The organism is Pseudomonas sp. FP2294 (assembly GCF_030687625.1).
In the GTDB taxonomy this organism is placed as follows: domain Bacteria; phylum Pseudomonadota; class Gammaproteobacteria; order Pseudomonadales; family Pseudomonadaceae; genus Aquipseudomonas; species Aquipseudomonas shahriarae.
Genome location: NZ_CP117441.1, coordinates 3,834,294 through 3,852,849 on the forward strand (window position 1 = coordinate 3,834,294; position 18,556 = coordinate 3,852,849).

Here is an 18,556-nt window from a genome sequence, read left to right on the forward strand (position 1 = left end):
TTACACCCCCAACAGCGTTTTCTGGCTGGTGTTGGCATTGCCAAGCACGCCAGACGAGCCGGTCAAGATGGTGCCGTTTTGGCCGGACTGGGCCAGACGGCGCTTGCGTTCGGCCTCAACAGCGGCCTGTACTGAATCGCTGGAGGTGGTCGGGGCTGCTGGATTGACCGAAGTGCCAGAGCCAGACGCCGCTTCAGCTGCGGCCTTCTCGCGCTCGGCCTTGTTGAACATGCCGGTGTTCTCGCCAAACATGTTCGGGAGGCCCATGCCCTCAAGTAGTACGTCGCCGCCACGCAAGGGGTCGAGCTTGACCACCTTGTTGACCAGGTTCTTGATGCTCTTTCCGCACATGTCAGTTTCTCGCGTAAGGATCGTATTCGGATTCAAGGCCGTTGTTGCTGTCTCCGGCCCCGCTGTAGTTGCTGTATTGGCTTTTCATCACCGGCATGGTGAACGTGAGGGCCAGGGCGTCACCGTCGTCCGGGGATATGCCCAGGCGCTTCTTGATGGCGTCCTTCTTTTCCAGCGCGATCTGGTCACTGCCGTTGTGGGAGTACTCGGGCGAAGTCAATTCAGCCTCAAGCTCAGCGTTCTTCTCGATGGCCAGGCCCGCGCGGATGGCCTCGCGCATCTGCCACCACATGTAGGTGCGCATGTTGGCGTAGTGCCGGTCTGGCGCTGCGCTGGCGAAGTTCACGTCGATGATCACCACGCCAGGCATGAGCCGTCGCAACTGGTCGGCAACTGGTCCGCCAACGCCTGTCGAGTCCACAAACACCGCGTCAGGGCGCTTTTCCTGCACCACGGTGCAAACCTTGGCGATGAACAGCGTGGTGTCGCGGGTTTCGCTGCCTGGGATCCTGATCGCCGGTATCGATCGAGCATCAAGGCCGCGCCGGAACCGGATGACGTTGTTGTCGATACCGCCCCGGGCAATGTCGATGCCGCAGACCAGGGCATCGTCCATGCCATACACGGCCTCGCGCTTCATGGCTTCCGCCACCCAATCAGTCGGGATCAGTTGCAATTCAGAAGCCCTCGGGAACATGCCGCGTACACGGATACGGAAGAAGTCGCTGTCCTCGCCGTAGTCCGCCTGCCACTTGGCGATTTGCGTTTTGTTGGTGCCTTCGACCGTCCGGCTATCAACCTGGCGGTGCGCCCAGCGGTGCTTGTACCGGGTGAAACACGCCCGGAACCGGCCGGTGGTCTTGGTTGGGTTACCGAAGGCAGCCCAAATGATTTCGGTGTTCTCGTCGGTCAGCGCACCCTCGGCCACTTCCCACACCAGGTCGGCGATGGCTGACGCCTCATCGAACACCAGGAGCAGGCGCTTGCCTTCGTTGTGCAGGCCGGCGAATGCCTCGGTGTTGCTTTCCGACCAGGGCACCGCATCCACACGCCAGTTCTTTTCGTGTTCAGGATCGGTGCTGATCAGCGCCGTGGCCGTGATACGGAACCAATGCGACGTGATGGAAAGCCGGTTCCACTTCGCCACCTCGGGCCAGGTCTTGGTCCTGAGCTGGGTTTCGGTGTTCGCTGTGACAACGCCACGCGCATCGACGCAGGTGTCGACACACCACTTAATGAGCCAGGACACCAGGGCAGACTTGCCGATGCCGTGGCCGCTGGCCGTGGCTTCGTGGATAACCTCTCCCAGATCCTTGGCGCCGGCGCGTAGCTTCTTGCCGATTGAGTCGAGGACTTCCATCTGCCAGGGCCTGGGCCCGGACTTGTTCGCCAGCTCAGTGCCAGGCTCGCCCCACGGGAAGGCGTACCAGACATAACCAAGCGGATCTTGCGCAAACGAAAGAATGTCCTCGACCAACTGCTGCTCAAGGTCAACCGTTGCTGGCGCGCTCACGTGCTTTAGCCATCCGCTCAGATAAGGTGTGGGTTACGTTCACTTCAACCTGCTCACGGAAGGCGCTGACTGCGACGTGCTTACCGAGCAGCTCCAAGTTGCGGAGCTTGTCGGGCCATTTGATTTTGCGGATAACCGTCTCGACGTCGCCGAGCATGATTTCCTGAAGGTCAACCCCGCTGAGTGTTTGGCGCCAAGTCTTGGGCCATTCCATGATCGGCTTGAAGTTCCCCGCGTTATCGAGGATGTCCAACACGTCGAGCTGATCAATCTCAACCAGGCGATTCAGCACGTAGTCAGCATTGATCTGCACACGCTGATTGCGAGAATCCATCGCTTCCTTGATGGCCTGGGCTATTTGAGGTTTTTTCAGGTTCTCATCGCCAATCTGTCCCGCTGTCTTCTTGCTGTACCCGGACCTGATAGCGGCCTGTGTGGCATTAAGGTCAACCAGGTACTCGATGACGAATCGAGACTGACGATCATTCAGTTTTGTCATGGTCGTATTGCGTCATAGGAGCGCTCACAGGCAAATCCGGCCCGACGACTTGAGTCAAGCGCTGCTGCCAGCTCACCCGCATGGTTGTCAGCTTCTGTGCGCAACTGGGCGAGCAGATCGTTAAGGTCGTCGATTGTCTTGCCTCGCTTGGTAAGGCGGGCACGGAGATTGGCGCGGTCGGCAAGCAGGGTGGACTGTTGCTCGCGCAGGCTGACACCCATAGCAACAAGCTCAGCAGCATGAGCGTCATCGCTGATCTTTTGATTGGTTGCATCGGTGCGTACCTGTTCAATGGCTTGCTGGTGCTTCTGTTCGGTCTTGCGGGACTGCTCGCTGGCTTCATTGGCTTGGCGCTCAATGCCTGCCACGTACTCGGCATGAGCGGTCTGAGCGTTATCCAGGCGATGTGTCTGGATGCCCAGCAGCAGAACCAGGGCAGCAATAGCGGCGAGTAGGTAGTTGGTCATTACTGGGCAGCCATGCACTTGGCGTGGCGCTCAAGCTGGCGAGCCCAAACCCCATAGCAGCGCTTGTTGCCCGGTGTCGAGCAGTCGAAGCCAGCGGCGTACTTGTACTTGAGCAGATCATTGCAGGCCTGGACGTAGTTACCGGCCAGCAGGCTCTTGCGGGGCGAGCCCTTGCGCCAGGTGCCGATGCCGTACTGCCCAACGAAGTCCATGTACTCATCGAACTCGGCCTGGTACAGCTTCACGCCTGGAAGTGATGCAGCGAATTGCTTCTCAGCCTGGCTGTTCAGGTTGCGGGCCAGGACTTCGGCGCGGGCCGGGGTGATGGTGTCGCCCATGCGGACTGGCGAGCCGTCTTCATAACGGGTAGATCCGTGGCCCAGGGTTGGTAAGTCGCCCTTGGTGGGGATGACAGCGACAGGCGTGTAACCCTCGCTCGCCTTCCATGTGGCGAAGCCGGCAGCGCTCAGGCTGAGCAGGCTGACCGCGATGCGCTGGCGAATGACAGCGCTCATATCCCGCACTTATCCATCAAAGCCTTGATTCTGGCGGCGCTCTCTGCGTCTTCCCGGCGGGCGTTGGCGGCTTTCTCTTCGGTTTCACGCCGGTCGCGGCGCAATTGGAAGTAAACGTTGATCAACAAGCCCAGTACCGCAATTCCGACGCCCGATATACCGATCCAGTTGACCTGGGAAAGCCAGCCGTAAAGACCAACAGCGCCGCCGGCGAGCATCCCCTTGTTGGCTGCCGGAACAATCACAGCCTCTACGATGCTCTCCGTTGACGGGGTGGCCATGCTTCTGCTCCTGCCTGGGGCTGCCATACGGGCCTCCAGATACGAAAAAGCCCCGGCAAATGCCAGGGCTCAGGGATGATTTCCAGCCAACAAAAAACCCGCACTTGGCGGGTCTCTATAGGGTCTGACGTGAACTTACAACGGGTGAAACCCCTGAAAAAACCGCACAAAACAATATCAATCGCATAGGTGATTTGTATCCAGACTCCTCTTCTCGCAGATGTACTCCGCCACATCTATTTTAAAAGGAAACTTAGCTTTTAATAGTTGAACTTTCTTTATCATACGCTCACTTACTGGATGCTCCCCCTTGAGCCGCATCAAGGCAACGTGAAGAGAGAATTTTGATTTCTCTTCATCTGAGAGAGTATTCCAAAATAATCTCGCATCATTCATCTTTGAGAAAGCATCTCGCAAAGCATATTTATTCTCATCGTTTCCGCGAACAAATCCAACCACGCAAAATGAGAAAAGAGACTCTACCACCCCATCAAATTTAACATTAGGAAGCTGTTTAGGCTCAACGTCTTCATGATATGCCCCATGACATAAACGAGACAGCCTGCTGAGAATTCGCCTTTTAGAGACTTTCAGTAGATATTTTTCAGAAACATGAATTCTTTTATCACCGTCCGTTTCCACATTACCAATCGGGGGTTCGAAAGGATCCGGAGTTAACGACTCACTCTCGGTAGCGTGAGGTTCTTGCTCTACGTCCTTAGCAGCAAAAACTTCAACTTCTGATGAGATGTCAGAAAATGGTGTATCCACCTCCCCCTCACTATACTTCTTAAAATGCGCCTGCATAAAACTCTCATCCTTCTGAAAGTCGGACGGCGCATAGAGAACAGTATGATCTCGCCAAAGAGTTCTATAAAAAAGATAAATCATCAACACAGGAAAACCCATCAAAAACCAAACGTACACTTCTTGAATAGGCTTTTCTAGGAATGGCAAAACTACGGTCCCGCTCAACTCCGCGATTCCCGCAAACATTGCGATAACAGTTAGAGGGTTTTTAATATGTCCAATCTTTTCGAGCATCGTCACTCCCTTGGCAAGTCGATGGCACAAGGCCGGCATTATGCCGTCCCTTCGCAGACTCTCCTAGAAATTCTTCTCGAATAGCTAACGAAACTTAACACAACCTCTGGCCGTCTTGCAGTCCAAGAAATGTGAAAGATCAACTCACGAATCAACCCCAATGACAACAAAAAGCCCGGAAAGCATTTCTGCGACCGGGCTTTGTTGAGTCTGTCTCAGTGTCGCGCTGGAACAGCCAAACACGCTGTCATGAAAACAGGTCGGCATCCGGCATGAAAGGACTATTTACGCGGCATCGCTCATTCTATGCAGGACACCATCAATCCAACCGACTCCGGATTTGATTACCTCTCGCGTTGAGCGCTCAGAAATACCAGCGGACTCCCCTATTCGAACCATCGTCCATTTGGCACCGAAGTAGAGCCAGAGGAACAAGCCCATCTGCGCATTGCGCTGTGTGAGTCTGGCCATGGCTGAATCCACAGCAAGCGCCTGATCATCCGTAATAACGTAACTGGATGGGCTCGCCATCTGGACTTTGTCCCGCATCAAGGCGAGCAGCGGCGAGACGTAACGGGGCAAGCCCATCCCATCCATCCGCCACCAGCCCCACTGTTCCAGCAGGTACTCCGTGTCGCCCAGGGGTTTGTCGAGATACGTGCGCTTCTTCATGCGGCTCTCCTTGGATCTGGATCACTCAAGCCAAACAAGTCACGCAGCAACCGGTCGGCGGGCTTGTTCTTTGCATTGCCCTCGATCAGCCAGCGCTGCCCGAAGTCATGGAACCCGATCTGAGCCCGACTGCCGTGCCAACTGGCGACCATATCCAGCAGGTAAGCCAGTGCGCTCGGCCCGCCGACTTTGACCTTGGCCAGCTCCTCACCCGCGATCTTCAAAAAGCGCCGCTCTAGGTCGCTCATGCTTTTGCGCGGCAATGCCGCTGCTACGTTACTCATGGTCTTCCCTCCCCCTTTGCGCGGCCGGTGAATTTCAATACGCGCCCCATCTCCACCTCTTCGGTGCTTGGAGCTTTACCTCCGAAATCAACAAACCTGACGTACTTGCCCTGCTGCTGCACAAGGCACGAACCGACCTTTGCGTGTCTGACCTTGCCGACTATGAGTTCGGTTACTCCGTTCTGGCCCTCTTCGCTTTCCAGATCGCGGTGCACAAGGATCACCACATCAGCGTCCTGCTCGATCTGTCCGGAGTCTCGGATATCACTCGGACGAGGACGCTTGTCTGGACGATTGGTTGAACCGCGGTTGAGTTGGGCCAGCACGATTACCGGGATCTTGAGCTCCTTGGCCAGGTTCTTCAGGGCCGTGGAGATCTTCCCGACTTCGATAGAGCGGTTGCCGCTACCTTCGGCGCTGATCAACTGGACGTAATCGACCAGCAGCACGCTGAGCCCTTCGCGGCGTTGGCACTGCCGGGCAATTGAGCGGATGCGGGGCATCGTCATGCCGGCCTGGTCATTTACGAACAGCTTGGCTTCGCTGAGGACGCTGACCGCGCTGGTTAGCTTTGGCCAGTCATGGTCTTCAAGGTCGCCACTGTCCAACTTGCTAAGGTTGACGCTACCGATCGATGCAAGGCCGCGAGTGATCAATTCCTCCTTGGTCATTTCCATGGAGAAAGCAAGACCCACACCGTCGAGTTTGCAGGTGACGTGCTGGGCGATTTGCAGGCCAAGGATGGTCTTGCCTGAACCCGTCAGGCCGCCGACAACGATCATGTTGCCAGGGCGTAACCCTCGCACTAGCTCATCAAGATCCTTCAGCCCGGTCGAAAGCCCTGTAGGCATCGTCTTGTTGAACTTCGAGTCGATGGTGTCGACCACACCAGACAGGATCTCGCTGGCCCTGTAGTAATCCCGCTGGCCGTCGTCGTCCAGATCACGTAGGTCAGCCGTCGCCTGCTGGGCAAGTGCGATGATCTCCGCAAGCGGTAGCTCTTCTGTGGCTTGCTCACGAATCACGTCGCCGGCTTCAACCACCCGACGAAGTATTGCCCGTTCACGAACGTGCCGAGCGTACGTCTTCCAGTTGGCGGTGCTGGTTACGTTATTGGCGATCTCGACCGCGAACGCCAGGGTGCTATCGCCGCTCGGCAACGTCGGGCGCCATAGCCCAACGGTGACCGGGTCAACCGGATCACCAGTGGCGTGGCAGTCAATGATTGCCTGGTAGAGCGCAGCGTTCTCCAGGTCGTGGAAATCGGAAACGCTGACCTTGCTGGTGACCTCGTCGAACAGATCTGGTTTCAGCATGATCGCGCCCAGGACGCCATGCTCGGCTTCGATGCTGAAAAGCTCGCGACTCATGCTGCACCTCGCGCCGAAGCCCAGTTGAAAAGGACTGCAGGTCCGCCAGCGTCGGTAAGTCGGTCCACGGCGCGATCCCCTAGGCACTTGCGCAGGCCTAGGATGCCCAGGTTCGAAATTACAATGGTTGGGTTGATGTCCTTGTAACGGTCGTTGATCACCTCGAACAGCACCTGGCGCTCGAAGTCGCTACCGTGTTGGACGCCTACCTCGTCGACCACCAAAAGATCCGGTTTCCTGAGTGCGGCATAGACCTCGCTCTCCGTAAGATTCGAATCCTTGCTGAAGGTAGACTTGATATTTCGGATGATGTCCAGCGCCGACGTGTAGCTGGCAGTCGCCCCGAGGTTGCGGATAACGCTCTGCGCAACTGCACAGCCCAGGTGGGTCTTGCCGGTACCCAGAGACCCCAGCAGCATCATCGATCGGCCAACCATCCAGTGGTCATCAAAGCTAGCCGCATAGTCCTGGCATTGGCGCAACGCAATCGCCTGTTGCTCGGGGCTGGTGGTGGTCAGGTAGCTCTCCAGAGTAGCCTCACGGAAGCGTGGTGGAATTCCAGAAGCCAGCAACCGAGCATTCAGCGCCCGTTCACGCCGGATATCCAAAGCAGGCTTGCGGATGGCATCGTCACCGGAGTGGATAGCGTCAAACTGGCAACGCGTACAACCCTCCCAGAAGTGATCTCCGGAAAACGACTCGATCAGCTGGTTGTTGTATTCGCCGTGCTCACGGCACTGGACTCTTTCGGTTTTCAAGATGTTCGGTGTGGTCATGGCTTGGCTACTCGGTACGTCCCGTCAGGCTGGCGAACAAGCCCTTCGGTATGGTCAATTTTGTCGAGGTCGATGTAGTTGGATTGGGTGCTGCTTGGGCTGGCCCGCTGGTTCCCAAGACGCTGGTTACGCACCCAGTTGCGCCAGGTGGCCTCCCAGTCCAGCTTCGTGGCGTTCGCCCCTGACTTGCTGACCCAGTAGTCCTTGAACGAATCCGCCATCGCCTCAAGCATCCGATCGTCAAGCTCAGATCGCTCGCCTTTCGCCCATGCCAGCCAGTCATCAGGCGCTATCCAATCCGCTGGTAATCGTGTCCCGCGTTTAGATTTCTTGCCCGGAGCTGTTTCAGCCTGAGCAGGGGCCGACGCGTTAGCGACGACCTGCTCTTGATCTTGTTCTTCTCCTTTCCTATTACCCATCCCTTCCCTTCCGGGGTCGAGGCCTAGTAGAGGATTTGAGGAGGACTCGTCGAGAGGTAGTCGAATACTCGTAGAGGGCTCGCCGACAGAATCACCTCCAGGCCCCGGCTTCTGGTTGTCATCAGTGCCAGCCCCCAGAAGTGGCGGACTGGACACAGCTGGAGACTGAACAAACTCTGGGTACTTGAAGGTTGGTTTATCAATCCTTTGGTGCTCCCACCCGCTGACATGCAAATACCGCTTGCCAGAGTGCTCGTAGAAGGCCAAAAGACCGTTCGACGACAGCTCGTCGAGCATTCGACGAATACTCGACGAGCTGATTTCGTCACCGGGAAAAACCCGGGCCTTGATGGTTTTCTCCGAGTCAGGATGATTGCCGCCATCGTCACAAAAATTCCAAATACCAATGAACAGCAGGCGTGTCAGAGCCTGACACTCCATCACCTGTTCACTGCTCCAGAACTCTGGCTTGATCGTCCTAATGCGTGCCATCAGATATCCAGCTCCTCTGTCACGCGACGGATGAAGGCATCATAGGTTTCAGCCATCTCGAAACCCTGGCGCTCCAGCGACTCGCGGTAGGCCTTGGCGCTTCCGTAAAGCACCCAGCGCTCGCGCTCTGGAAGCGTTCGGAAGTTGCCGTAGGTTGGCCAGGGGCCGGCGATGGTGCAGGCAGTGGTGGACACTGGAACGGGTTGCTGCAAGGTATTCATTGCAGTGTCTCCCCTGCTGGGTACTGCTCGACCTCAGGACACAGCACCAGAGCCTCCAAGTGGCGCTGCAATACGGCCTGCCGGAGCGTGTCAGCATCCATGCCGGTAAGCCGGCGGACTAGCACACGCAAGGCCATGCAAGCGTGGGCCACCTCGAACTTAGCCTCATACATCAAGTCTCGTTCCTCGCCGCCGTCATCAAACAAGATCTCCTGCACTAGGTCGGCACCGATCCATGCCTTGTAGGCCAACTGGTCGTTGGTGAACTGCTCCATGTGGGCTTCGTCAATGACAGTTGGACCAGTTTCTTTGGGAGTGCTCACTGCTCAGCCCTCCAGACAGGCATCCAGATTGGCTGAGCCATCTCCTTGGCGGCCTGCCCATACCACCCCACAGCCTCAAGGATGAATTTGCCCGGCCGCGCTTCGTACTTGGATGCTTTAACGATGGAGCTCATGATCAGGGCCGTTCTCTCAAACTCGGGAACTTCCTGGCTGAAAAACCCCTTTGCTGAGAGCGACAGTTCTGCCTCTGGGACCTCTGGGATAAGAAGCTCCAGAGCCACCTTTGCATCAGCGCGGCCCATCTCATGAGTCATGAAGCGCTTGATGCGACGCTCCCGATGAAGCCCCTGAACGCAGAAGCCAATACATCCGATATCGAAGCCCACCTTCTCAATCGGATAAGGCTGAGCCAACGACATTCCGAAAGTGCTAGCATTCGAACGAACTTGTTCATTACTAATAGCATGTGCCATGATTCACACCTCTGTAGTTGTGTAGTCCTGATCACACAGGACGATTAAATGAGCCCGGTTCCCGCCGGGTTTGTTACTTTCTGCACCGGGCAAAATTGATTCTCTGCCCGTTTTAAGTGATGCAACCTGCCAGACGACCAGATGCTCTGCCGAGCATTCACGCCGCTTTCACCGACTCTTCCAGCACCAGCAAGCTCTGCCGCACATGGCCGATTTCTTTCTGGATGTTCGCCTTCTCAAAAGGTGAAACCCGACCGTCCGCAAGGGCGTCATGCACCAGCCTGGAAACATCCCCGTACTCAGCCGCCAGATGCACCAGAGCCTCGATAAGGTTCATGCTCGCCGGCCGCGCCTGCGGCACCAGCGCATAGCCCAATGTGTTGGCCAGGTGTTCCAGCGGTTCAACGTTTTTGCTGTGCACCAGGATCTGGAGAAATTGCTCCAGGTTCAGGCGGTGCGAGTCGTCATTGGGGTTGCTGCGGTTGAGCAATGCTGTGTGGCTCATACCCATCAGGTGAGCCAGTTGCTTTGGCCCCGCCTCCAGAACTGCCTCATGTATTGCGCGGTGTACCTGTTCCATTTCGGGAAACCTCTTCGTGGTTGTCGTGGCGGAACGTTCAGCTCAGGGCGAAGATATGCGCCCTCGATCAGGGCTTCTTTTAATCGAGATTAAAGATTCAGCTCTTGGCCTGAATTGCGCAGATAAGCCCAGTCAACATCTGGCCGAAGCTCTTCGCAGGTCACTGCCCTGCTCGACTCCCGCTCAAGATTGATGGCGAGGCCTGGGCCTGCCCGACGAAAGCCGTGGGCGATCTGCTTGAGGTTGCCGGCACTGGTGCCGCTGCGTTTGGCCAACGACTCCACTGCAGGTGTGTCGAGGGACCGGATAAGTTCGAGTAGCGTCATGTTTGTCTCCGAAAGAAGCCCAGATTACATTTTGCTAATCTCAATAGCAATAGCATTTTATAATTTACTGTTTGCTAACGCAGGGACACTATTCGCCTATGGATATCAAAACTCTTCGGGTCGACGCGCTGCGGCGTGTCATCGGCCCACTCAGCCAGAAAGACTTCGCCGACCAGCACGATCTGGACGCTTCGTATTTGTCCCAGATCCTCAATGGGCACCGCTCCCTGGGCGAGAAGGCAGCGCTCAACCTCGAGCAGAAAATCGGGCTCACGCCTGGTGTGCTGGTCAATCCGAATGGGCACGGGCCGGCATTGATCGAGGGTGAGTACACTCGTCAGGATGTGGTGCGAGAGGCGGCGTCTGCCTATCAGGCTCTTCAGGACAAGGCTACGCCGCGGGCAGTTGCGGTTATTGAGAAACTCGCCAGGGCCGCGGCGAAGGGAAGGCTCAAGGAGTCGGACTTGGTCCTGCTTGAGGGCATAGCCGCCCTCCTTGAGAAGGCCAACGCTGAAAAGCCTTAAGCCAGATACAGAAAGCCCGGCACTAGGCCGGGCTCTCTTCGCGTCTACGCCAACAAGTCTGCGTCCCTCTCCCGCCACAGCGCTTCCAGCTTCGCCAGCCCTTTCCCAGTAATCAGCGTCGAGCACGTCGGAATCGTGCCGTCGATTGGATGTTCGAAGGTACCCAGCTTCACATCCAGCAGGCCGGCCTCAATCTTCGCCTGATAGGGCTCGTTCGATCGAGTAATCCACCCCTTCTGCCGCATGAACTGCAGCAGCCTAGTACGGCCGGTGCCGATAATCTTCGCGGCCTGTGCGGCGTTGTAGGTCTTGTGCGACACCACGACCATGTCGTGAAAGGCCACCTTGGGAGCGTCCTGCTCCACCTTCACTTCCAGAAGATGGTTCTCTTTGGTCAACTCGGTGTTGTCCGCTTCCAGGGTTACAACCTTACGCACGTTGTCGGTAAGCAGCGCGAGCAAGACCTTTGGGTCGTTCAGGCTGGAGATATCGAAAGCAGGCTTGGCTATCATCTCCTCCAGCTCCTGCCAGCGGTCGATAACTCTCGCCCGATGCTCGTCGCTGTAGCCAGCCACCACCAAGTGAGTATCGCGCTCAGTCAGGTCATAAACATCAACCGGACGCCCGCCAGTGGACTCCCTGCGGCTTTTACGACTTGATCGTAAAAGGTTTTTGGCGAACAGCCGCTCGATAGTTGCGATCACATCGTTGTGTCGCGCCTCGACCAAATCAGCGATTTCTCGCGATGACATTGTCCGCGCCACGTTTTGCGATTGCGGAAAACGTGGTGCCTCTCCAGAACGCTGCTCGGATTGAATCGAGAAAGTATTCATCGTGCTTTCTCCAGGCCTTCGGTGACGGAGTCGATCGCAGCTTTAGCAGACTCGACCGCCATGTGGAGCAACCATGCTTGGCTTGGCGTAACAATGAGCTCGGCCATCCCCGCGTCTTCCAACGCAGACCTCACGCTATGAAGAATGCAAGATGCCTGATTCAAAGCATCAACAGCGGGAACGCCTGGACAAACGTTGTACAAATTTTGTCGCTCAACGTTGCAGCGCACGAATGAAAGCGGCACGGTCACCGCCCCTTTAACAGCGCCAGCATTGAGTTTTTCGTTTACTTCGGTATGCTTGTTCATGACGTTTTTCCTAGAAGATTGACGTTACCCAAACCTCAGCGCTGGCCGGCGCTGGGGTTTTTTTATGCCTGTTTGATTTGTTCATCTCGTTGCATCGCCTCTCTCAGCGCCTTCCCGACCAACCAGTTCTGGCTGCGCTCTTCCTGTTGTGCCTTCCTTTCGAGCCAATCCTTTACATCAGGATCTGCTCGGAAGATCACTTGCTTCATTTCACGCACCTTCATTTCAAACCCCTTACAAAGCACCGTGCTTTGTCACGATTTAAGCACCGTGCTTTATTGCAGTCAATAGCACCGTGCTTCATTATCTGAAAATGAGCAGAACAGACCTTCAAGTAAATTTCAGGATGCCGGCCGAACTCAAGGCAGAGCTTGAGCGCGCCGCCAAGGAGAGCGGTCGCTCTCTCACCGCGGAGGTAGTCGCTCGCCTCGATCTCAGCCTGCTCGCGGATGGCAAATCGCCTGAAGTCCTTTTCTCCGCAGACGAGGCGAAGACATACGCCTCTGTAGCGAGGAAAAGCATTCCAGCCATAGTGCGAGAACGAATCAGGGTATCTATCAACCGCTCAATTATTCGGGGGCTGAATGCGGCGGAGGTACCACTCAGCGACCTCGGGCTTGAATCGCTTCCATCGGAAGAATTGGCAAAAATTCAATTTGAGCTCAGCCATGAACTCAATGAAGCCGGTTATAAGTTCGAATGGGATGGCGGAGATTCGATCTGGATTACTTACGGTGACGATGAGTCCGCCCCGGCTGCTCCTCATATTGAAATCTCCACCAAGCGGGATATCGAGCACCTGGAGGCGCCGCGGCGATTAATTGTTAACCGTAAGCGAAAAGCCTGAGCCCTTCCCAGCAATGAGCCTCCTACCATCACCATAGTGGTGATGGGTGAATCGAACGAGCCAAGCCCCGAGCTTTATAATGTCTGTACGAATCCGAGTAAAGCTCTGCGCCTTTTCAGGATTTGCTCTGCATTTTCCGGACAAGATCGCGCGAAATACTTATAGATTGTGGCACTCGCCAATTGCGTCGAATGATCATTCAAGTCAGTCATGCTGTTTCCTGTCATTAATCTGGACTGTAAACAGGTTGCAGTAGTAACGTTCATGACAGAAAGGGGATACATGGTTACATGCCCCATGTCATGGTTTGATAAGATGATCAGGTTTGATTGCTGTTGCTAGGTAAATTGCCTTGTGTGGAGGTGTTTTTTCGGCAGGCACATTCAACCCTAGCAGGCTACAAAACTCCCGCTGGATCTCGTCTTGCTTCGGCTGCCGCATCTCTGGCGAATACTGCGCCCAGTATTTCAATGCAATTTGGCGCATTGCCTCAAGCTCCTTTGTGGCATACGGAAAATTCAGTCCCTGCGGACTCGCGCCTTGGTCAACCGAGCTGGATTTAACGTTCAACAACTGAGCCTTAAGATCGGCATTTTGTTGGAGCAAATCCGTATTTTGACGTTCAAGCTCTTGCAAGCGCACGGTAAAGGCCCTGCTAGTGTCATTACTGGAACGCGTCTGCAACTCATAAGAATATTCACTTGGTTCACACTCGACCATCACAGGAATTGGCCAATTTATGCCGTTTTTTGAAAGCCATCTCCTCACATCACCCAGGTCCACTTCTTGGTCGATTTCAAGTTCTGCTGTTCGTTCTGCCACGCCACTGAGGGAGATTGCTGGAACCGCATACCCCTTCCTTATGAGACTTACCACCGTTGGACGTTTATAGCCTTGACCCTCCAACAAGACACTGATTTCGCGAGGAGTGGCCTTCCAGACAGATGACAAAAAAGAGTATTTACGCAAACCAGTCTTGTAGTTAAGACGCCAGCTTGTTTGGATACCATCCTCTCGAAGAACATCCCAGATATCTCGTGAAAAACCATACTCAAGAAGATCTGCCCCTTCCGACGTTAATGCTTCATCAAGTACTACATCGCTAACCTGCAAGCTGGAATACCGTTTGTTTTCTGCCACTTTTCTCAAAAATATCGTAGCACCGCCATCCAGATCGATTACTGGCAACCCGGCCTTATCCAGCCTCATTTGCTGGGGAGCTTTCTTTACAGACCGTAGGCAGGCAAGTACCGCGCGAGCAGCGTCTTGTAGAGTGAGTATTGAATCTTCGTCTGAATAGGAGACACTGGTGATAAGATCCGCCACACATACAAAGCCATCTAACAAATCATCCAGAAATTTAGTTGCCGCCATAACTTTCTCCTGAACGAACCGAATTAGTATTCCAATAACGTTCAGTCTAACTAGCCCGTTAGCAAAATGTAATAGCCCTGCGGCGCACCCGAGGAACACACCTAAAATGACTGGGCATGCAGGCGTTGAGGCCGGCTCCCCGGATTGGTAGAGTCAGCGCCCCACCACCTGAATCATGGAAAGATGATGACCGCATTGCGCTGGATGTTGCCGCTGATCGTTGCTGGACTGAGCCAGGCGGCATGGGGATATGGGGAAATTGACCGCCTAACAGGATCGACGATTGTGGCGTCCGGCGAGCTAGAACAGGTCCACTGCCCCGTCGGCGGAAAATATGACTGTCTAACCTGGCCACACGATCTCTACAAATTCAGCATGCAGAACATCTGCTTCACTGCGAACGTGACGTGCGGTTTCTCGTGCGAGGGTTTCATTGCACAGAAGAACCAGGTCCAGACGCTGTATGTGCTTGGATCCCGCCTTGATAGCTCATCGATCAACCTTTACAAATGCCCAAGCATGTTCTGAGCATTGGCTAGCCGTGCCATGGCAGAATGCTCGGCATTAATTTAAGGGAGTCAGGGATGAAAGCTATCGCCATCGCAGCACTTTTGTTTCTAACTGGATGTGCGTCCAAGGTCGTCGAGTACCAACCGGCTCCGATCACTGCAGAGCAGGCCAAATCGGTGATTGAACAGGTGTTGATGGAGCAGCCTGAGAAGACCAGGCCCGAACAGGTTTTCTTCACCAGTGAGTACATCGCCTATGGGAGTGGTGTCGCTTCCTCCAGCAGCGGTTTCGCGAGTGCTGTACCCATCGGGAATGGTGCGATTGCCGCCGGCAACTCGACAACCTCATCCAAAGCCGTTCAGACCAGGATCTACTTCAACTCGATCGGCACAGCGACTCTGTACACCAAGCGCAACCGCTGGGTCGTGATCACTCGAAACCAAGCTGGAGGCACACTGAACCAAACCCGCGTCGACACCCAGCAAAAGGCAAAGCGTTTCATCGATGCAATGATGTACTTCAAGGCCAAATGAAAGATCTACCAACTGCCCGCAGATACGAAAGTACGGCCCCACTCAGAACAGGCAATCACCGAAAGTAGCCGACCGAGAAGCTCGAGCAGATTTGCTATGCACTTGTAACACGCGCACAAAAAGACCAGAATAAAGACCTATATAGGAGTCATATATATGCAAAATATTCTGGCTGATGTGGCCGTCAGCGTATCCGAACTCAAGAAGAACCCCTCCTCCGTCTTGAGCGGCGCCAACGGCATGCCTGTTGCTGTGCTGAACCACAACCGCGTTATGGGCTACATGGTTCCAGCAAACGTCTACGAGGCGATGGTTGAGCGCCTGGACGAGTTGGAGCTGGTCCAACTGGTCAAGGCTCGGCTCGACGCCAACGAAACACCTGTTCGAGTATCTCTGGACGATCTGATTGGCGAGGCAGAGGCAGATATCGCCAATGGCCGCTGAGTACGAGGTTGAGTGGGATCCGAAGGCGCTGAAGGAGTTGCGTAAACTCGACGGAGCAATACGCCTCCAGTTTCTGAAAAAGCTCCAGGAGCGGCAGTCCGGCCCGCGAGTGCCAGGCGATGCGCTTCATGGCATGAAGGACTGCTACAAGATCAAATTGCGCGGTGCCGGCTACCGACTTGTGTACCGCGTCGAGGATGAGCGGATTGTTATCCTGGTGCTGGCCGTCGGTAAGCGCGAGCGAAGTACGGTATACGAGCAGGCCTCGAAACGCTAAGCCCTAAACGAAAAAAGCCCGCACATCAGCGGGCTATCTACGGTTGCCGCTGGATCAATCTGGCCCTTGAGCTCTCAACCTGGCCAAGCCTTGCTTGATGTGCCCAGCGTTCTCGCCGATCGTATCCAGTGCGCCCCTTACATTCTCATCCACATGACCTCCCCCATTACGCTTCGCCCACAACGACAACTCCATAACGGCAGCCTCAAGAGCGAGCTGATTCTCGTAGATTCGTTCGAGCATATCTGGGAGTGAGTATTGTGGTTTTGGCATGACTTCGACTCCATTCGAGGACATAGAAAACGCAGCTTAGGCAACCTCTGGCGTGATTGGCAAATTCCAGGCAAAGAAAAGCCCGCGATGGGGAGTAGCGGGCTTAAAGGGTCTTAACAAGGAGCTGTGGCCACACTAGGCGCTCCACTGTGAAAAGGTCGTGAAAGGGTACATACAAGAAGCCCGGCGCTGGGCCGGGCTTCTTGCATATTTGCCTGTCATCGCTTAAACAGCGACTGTGCCTTGGGCTGTGTCATAGGATCATGCGACCCATAATCGACCAAGGCTATCGACGTTTCGCTAAACTTTTGGAAATGCACAACAAAATTTGATGTGTGATAACTCGCCATTTGGTTCTTGCAGGCATCCCAATGCGGGTGACCAATGTGGGCATGCCAAAGCTTGTGCCGCTTTGCATACCAAATCTTCTTCTCTCGGTCAGGGTCGCGATGAGGAACATTGTCGGTTGGACCGACTTTCCCGTAGAAACCCTTGGTACCGCTCTTATGGAAATGAAAGACAAATTCGTCTATCAAATCCTGCTCCGCATCCGAAAGGGCGTTGTAGAGTTGCGTGAAGTGAACACTAAATTCTACCTGGTTCGGCATTTATCAGCATTCTCGCGCATCCATTCTCGGAATTCTTCGCGCTTCATACCCTCAGGCATAGTGAAGCGACTGCCTGCAAGTGCATTGTTCATGCGCAGGATGTCGAAATTCACCTCTTCCGGACCTGGGTCATGGCGTGGGGGCTGGTAGTCTCGCTTCATGGTCATTGCCCTCTTGGGCATCCTTTCGGTGTACGTTCAGAATCAAATCGTAAATTACGGGCGATTCACACGATTGAATGTATAGCCTATGATTGCGCGCGACACGGTTTTGTTATTCTCAAAACGTGTCGCCAGCCTTATATCAGACGGACGGATAACCCCCTCAAAAATCAAGCCAACTTTTGTAGGTAAATGCTTACGCTATACAGATAAGACATTTTCGGCACTAATTATGCGCGCCTCACCGCCCTCCCCCTCCCCGCATTCACATCACTCGTGCGCGCAGTAGAAGTGGTTCAAGGCTATCGACTCAGCCCCACTACCAAAACGCAGAGCCCAACGAATCCTGGGGCGAAGAACTGCTTGCGACCTCATAAGCTCCGCCCAGCCAGCTTGTGTCTGAACGGTCGGAGATTAGTAAGAGTAGTGCCAACCAGGCATAGACCCCAGCCTTATTCCAAGAGCTTTGATTTCGCCATGATGTCATCCGAGCTATTCCGCAGCCCGCACTATTCGGCCTGCCTTAACTTCCTCGGCATAACCCACCAGTCTATCCGCCTCTTCGTAGAGCGTACCAACCAACCCCATCAGGGCTATGGCGTCGGCATCGCCGAGCTTTTCCGCAAGCTTGGCTTGCCCAGGTCGACACAGGACTGCTCGAGGTTGAATGCGATCGCCTTAATGTCACGGCGTAGCTGCTGGTTGGGTTTGGTTAAGGACATGAAGTAGCTCCTACGTCATCGCCGCGCCAGGTGCGGCTAAGGCATCTCGCCAGTCGTGACTAAGCTCAGAAACTGCTCAGCATCAATGATGAATGCCCCGGCCTCCTGAGCTTTCGCAACTTTAGTAGGCCCGGCGTTATCGCCATAGCAGAGAAAAGTAAGTGTTTTTCCAGGGGTACTCATAACTTTGAGTCCTGATTTCAATGCCTTTTGTTCTAGTTCAGCACGGTGCTCCGCTGCAAAGCCAGTGAAAAGAATTTGGTTGACCCCGCCGGGCGGTGCCTTGGGCTGTGGGTGATGGGAGGCAGCGACCGATACCGCTACGTCCGCTGGACGTGGTTTTGGCAACAGCGTAGGAGCTGGCGGAGCTGCATCATTCAGCAGCAGCTCCGCACCGAACAGGATCTCGACTATGCGGTCCTTACGAAAGGTCTTGGGAAATGAGTCACCCGCGGAACGCCCCTGAATATAAGTCAAGTTCTCTGACCACTGAATCAACTCCCGCTGGCTCACATCCCCCCTAGCATCCCTGTAGCTGAACTTGATAGTTGTCACTGATTTCACTCCTTTGAATT

The 18,556-nt window shown here is 55.0% G+C and carries 30 protein-coding genes; 6 read left to right on the plus strand and 24 right to left on the minus strand.

Going from position 1 to position 18,556, the window contains the following annotated elements; all coding sequences use genetic code 11:
• The 17 genes from PSH73_RS16875 to PSH73_RS16955 all read right to left on the minus strand — a co-directional run bounded on the left by PSH73_RS16875 (position 1) and on the right by PSH73_RS16955 (position 10,567).
• Entirely contained in the window at positions 1-351 is a 351-nt protein-coding gene (locus PSH73_RS16875) for a hypothetical protein (RefSeq protein WP_120732067.1), read from the minus strand.
• Position 352: 1 nt separating this feature from the next.
• On the minus strand, positions 353-1,864 hold the full coding sequence (locus PSH73_RS16880) for a terminase (protein WP_305460991.1): 1,512 nt from the start codon (positions 1,862-1,864) through the stop codon (positions 353-355).
• Complete coding sequence (locus PSH73_RS16885; RefSeq protein ID WP_305460993.1) at positions 1,842-2,363, minus strand: terminase small subunit; 522 nt, start codon at positions 2,361-2,363, stop codon at positions 1,842-1,844. The genes PSH73_RS16880 and PSH73_RS16885 overlap by 23 nt, the downstream gene beginning before the upstream one ends.
• Entirely contained in the window at positions 2,360-2,830 is a 471-nt protein-coding gene (locus tag PSH73_RS16890; RefSeq protein WP_305460995.1) for a DUF2514 family protein, read from the minus strand. The genes PSH73_RS16885 and PSH73_RS16890 overlap by 4 nt, the downstream gene beginning before the upstream one ends.
• Positions 2,830-3,345 (minus strand): lysozyme, encoded by a 516-nt coding sequence (locus tag PSH73_RS16895; RefSeq protein WP_305460997.1) that lies wholly within the window; start codon positions 3,343-3,345, stop codon positions 2,830-2,832. The genes PSH73_RS16890 and PSH73_RS16895 overlap by 1 nt, the downstream gene beginning before the upstream one ends.
• Complete coding sequence (locus PSH73_RS16900) at positions 3,342-3,626, minus strand: holin (RefSeq protein ID WP_305460999.1); 285 nt, start codon at positions 3,624-3,626, stop codon at positions 3,342-3,344. Before PSH73_RS16900 ends, PSH73_RS16895 begins: the two co-directional genes overlap by 4 nt.
• Positions 3,627-3,803: 177 nt before the next feature.
• Complete coding sequence (locus PSH73_RS16905; protein WP_305461001.1) at positions 3,804-4,670, minus strand: hypothetical protein; 867 nt, start codon at positions 4,668-4,670, stop codon at positions 3,804-3,806.
• Positions 4,671-4,955: 285 nt separating this feature from the next.
• On the minus strand, positions 4,956-5,342 hold the full coding sequence (locus PSH73_RS16910; RefSeq protein ID WP_305461003.1) for an antiterminator Q family protein: 387 nt from the start codon (positions 5,340-5,342) through the stop codon (positions 4,956-4,958).
• Positions 5,339-5,626 carry a hypothetical protein gene (locus tag PSH73_RS16915; RefSeq protein WP_278934205.1) on the minus strand — a complete coding sequence of 96 codons (288 nt, stop codon included), beginning with the start codon at positions 5,624-5,626 and terminating at the stop codon, positions 5,339-5,341. Before PSH73_RS16915 ends, PSH73_RS16910 begins: the two co-directional genes overlap by 4 nt.
• A complete protein-coding gene (locus PSH73_RS16920; protein WP_305461006.1) occupies positions 5,623-6,996 on the minus strand; it encodes a replicative DNA helicase in 1,374 nt (457 codons plus the stop codon). The genes PSH73_RS16915 and PSH73_RS16920 overlap by 4 nt, the downstream gene beginning before the upstream one ends.
• On the minus strand, positions 6,993-7,772 hold the full coding sequence (locus tag PSH73_RS16925) for an ATP-binding protein (protein ID WP_305461008.1): 780 nt from the start codon (positions 7,770-7,772) through the stop codon (positions 6,993-6,995). The genes PSH73_RS16920 and PSH73_RS16925 overlap by 4 nt, the downstream gene beginning before the upstream one ends.
• Positions 7,769-8,683 carry a hypothetical protein gene (locus tag PSH73_RS16930; RefSeq protein WP_305461010.1) on the minus strand — a complete coding sequence of 305 codons (915 nt, stop codon included), beginning with the start codon at positions 8,681-8,683 and terminating at the stop codon, positions 7,769-7,771. The genes PSH73_RS16925 and PSH73_RS16930 overlap by 4 nt, the downstream gene beginning before the upstream one ends.
• On the minus strand, positions 8,683-8,904 hold the full coding sequence (locus PSH73_RS16935) for a hypothetical protein (protein ID WP_305461012.1): 222 nt from the start codon (positions 8,902-8,904) through the stop codon (positions 8,683-8,685). The genes PSH73_RS16930 and PSH73_RS16935 overlap by 1 nt, the downstream gene beginning before the upstream one ends.
• Positions 8,901-9,227 (minus strand): hypothetical protein, encoded by a 327-nt coding sequence (locus PSH73_RS16940; protein WP_305461014.1) that lies wholly within the window; start codon positions 9,225-9,227, stop codon positions 8,901-8,903. Before PSH73_RS16940 ends, PSH73_RS16935 begins: the two co-directional genes overlap by 4 nt.
• Positions 9,224-9,661, minus strand: a complete 438-nt coding sequence (locus tag PSH73_RS16945; protein ID WP_305461016.1) for a hypothetical protein — start codon at positions 9,659-9,661, stop codon at positions 9,224-9,226. The genes PSH73_RS16940 and PSH73_RS16945 overlap by 4 nt, the downstream gene beginning before the upstream one ends.
• A 157-nt stretch (positions 9,662-9,818) precedes the next feature.
• Positions 9,819-10,241 carry a phage regulatory CII family protein gene (locus tag PSH73_RS16950; RefSeq protein WP_370694587.1) on the minus strand — a complete coding sequence of 141 codons (423 nt, stop codon included), beginning with the start codon at positions 10,239-10,241 and terminating at the stop codon, positions 9,819-9,821.
• 89 nt (positions 10,242-10,330) lie between these two features.
• Positions 10,331-10,567: a YdaS family helix-turn-helix protein gene (locus PSH73_RS16955; RefSeq protein WP_305461020.1), complete on the minus strand. Its 237-nt coding sequence runs from the start codon at positions 10,565-10,567 to the stop codon at positions 10,331-10,333.
• 98 nt (positions 10,568-10,665) lie between these two features.
• Between PSH73_RS16955 and PSH73_RS16960 the strand changes: the two genes are divergently transcribed.
• Positions 10,666-11,091 (plus strand): hypothetical protein, encoded by a 426-nt coding sequence (locus tag PSH73_RS16960; protein WP_305461022.1) that lies wholly within the window; start codon positions 10,666-10,668, stop codon positions 11,089-11,091.
• Positions 11,092-11,135: 44 nt separating this feature from the next.
• Here PSH73_RS16960 and PSH73_RS16965 read toward each other — a convergent pair whose 3' ends face one another.
• From PSH73_RS16965 to PSH73_RS16975, 3 genes are all read right to left on the minus strand, one after another.
• Complete coding sequence (locus tag PSH73_RS16965; protein WP_305462726.1) at positions 11,136-11,843, minus strand: phage antirepressor KilAC domain-containing protein; 708 nt, start codon at positions 11,841-11,843, stop codon at positions 11,136-11,138.
• A 77-nt stretch (positions 11,844-11,920) separates the two neighbouring features.
• Positions 11,921-12,232: a DUF3077 domain-containing protein gene (locus tag PSH73_RS16970; RefSeq protein ID WP_305461023.1), complete on the minus strand. Its 312-nt coding sequence runs from the start codon at positions 12,230-12,232 to the stop codon at positions 11,921-11,923.
• Between the two features lie 62 nt (positions 12,233-12,294).
• The gene (locus tag PSH73_RS16975) at positions 12,295-12,456 is read right to left on the minus strand and encodes a hypothetical protein (RefSeq protein ID WP_305461025.1); all 162 of its coding nucleotides are present in this window, start codon (positions 12,454-12,456) and stop codon (positions 12,295-12,297) included.
• A gap of 122 nt (positions 12,457-12,578) precedes the next feature.
• Here PSH73_RS16975 and PSH73_RS16980 point away from each other — a divergent pair, with 122 nt between their 5' ends.
• A complete protein-coding gene (locus PSH73_RS16980; protein ID WP_305461027.1) occupies positions 12,579-13,079 on the plus strand; it encodes a TraY domain-containing protein in 501 nt (166 codons plus the stop codon).
• Positions 13,080-13,379: 300 nt separating this feature from the next.
• Here the strand turns inward: PSH73_RS16980 and PSH73_RS16985 are convergent, their stop codons facing one another.
• Positions 13,380-14,453 carry a hypothetical protein gene (locus PSH73_RS16985; protein ID WP_305461029.1) on the minus strand — a complete coding sequence of 358 codons (1,074 nt, stop codon included), beginning with the start codon at positions 14,451-14,453 and terminating at the stop codon, positions 13,380-13,382.
• 186 nt (positions 14,454-14,639) lie between these two features.
• Between PSH73_RS16985 and PSH73_RS16990 the strand changes: the two genes are divergently transcribed.
• The 4 genes from PSH73_RS16990 (at position 14,640) to PSH73_RS17005 (ending at position 16,217) form a co-directional block, all read left to right on the plus strand.
• A complete protein-coding gene (locus tag PSH73_RS16990) occupies positions 14,640-14,981 on the plus strand; it encodes a hypothetical protein (protein ID WP_305461031.1) in 342 nt (113 codons plus the stop codon).
• 56 nt (positions 14,982-15,037) lie between these two features.
• Positions 15,038-15,496 (plus strand): hypothetical protein, encoded by a 459-nt coding sequence (locus PSH73_RS16995; RefSeq protein ID WP_305461033.1) that lies wholly within the window; start codon positions 15,038-15,040, stop codon positions 15,494-15,496.
• 156 nt (positions 15,497-15,652) lie between these two features.
• Complete coding sequence (locus PSH73_RS17000) at positions 15,653-15,940, plus strand: type II toxin-antitoxin system Phd/YefM family antitoxin (RefSeq protein WP_305461035.1); 288 nt, start codon at positions 15,653-15,655, stop codon at positions 15,938-15,940.
• Entirely contained in the window at positions 15,930-16,217 is a 288-nt protein-coding gene (locus tag PSH73_RS17005) for a type II toxin-antitoxin system RelE/ParE family toxin (RefSeq protein WP_305461037.1), read from the plus strand. Before PSH73_RS17000 ends, PSH73_RS17005 begins: the two co-directional genes overlap by 11 nt.
• A 54-nt stretch (positions 16,218-16,271) precedes the next feature.
• Here PSH73_RS17005 and PSH73_RS17010 read toward each other — a convergent pair whose 3' ends face one another.
• From PSH73_RS17010 to PSH73_RS17030, 3 genes are all read right to left on the minus strand, one after another.
• The gene (locus PSH73_RS17010) at positions 16,272-16,490 is read right to left on the minus strand and encodes a hypothetical protein (protein ID WP_305461039.1); all 219 of its coding nucleotides are present in this window, start codon (positions 16,488-16,490) and stop codon (positions 16,272-16,274) included.
• Positions 16,491-16,708: 218 nt separating this feature from the next.
• Positions 16,709-17,098 (minus strand): hypothetical protein, encoded by a 390-nt coding sequence (locus PSH73_RS17015; protein WP_305461041.1) that lies wholly within the window; start codon positions 17,096-17,098, stop codon positions 16,709-16,711.
• A 919-nt stretch (positions 17,099-18,017) separates the two neighbouring features.
• Complete coding sequence (locus tag PSH73_RS17030) at positions 18,018-18,536, minus strand: BRCT domain-containing protein (RefSeq protein WP_305461043.1); 519 nt, start codon at positions 18,534-18,536, stop codon at positions 18,018-18,020.
• Between the last annotated feature and the right edge of the window lie 20 nt (positions 18,537-18,556).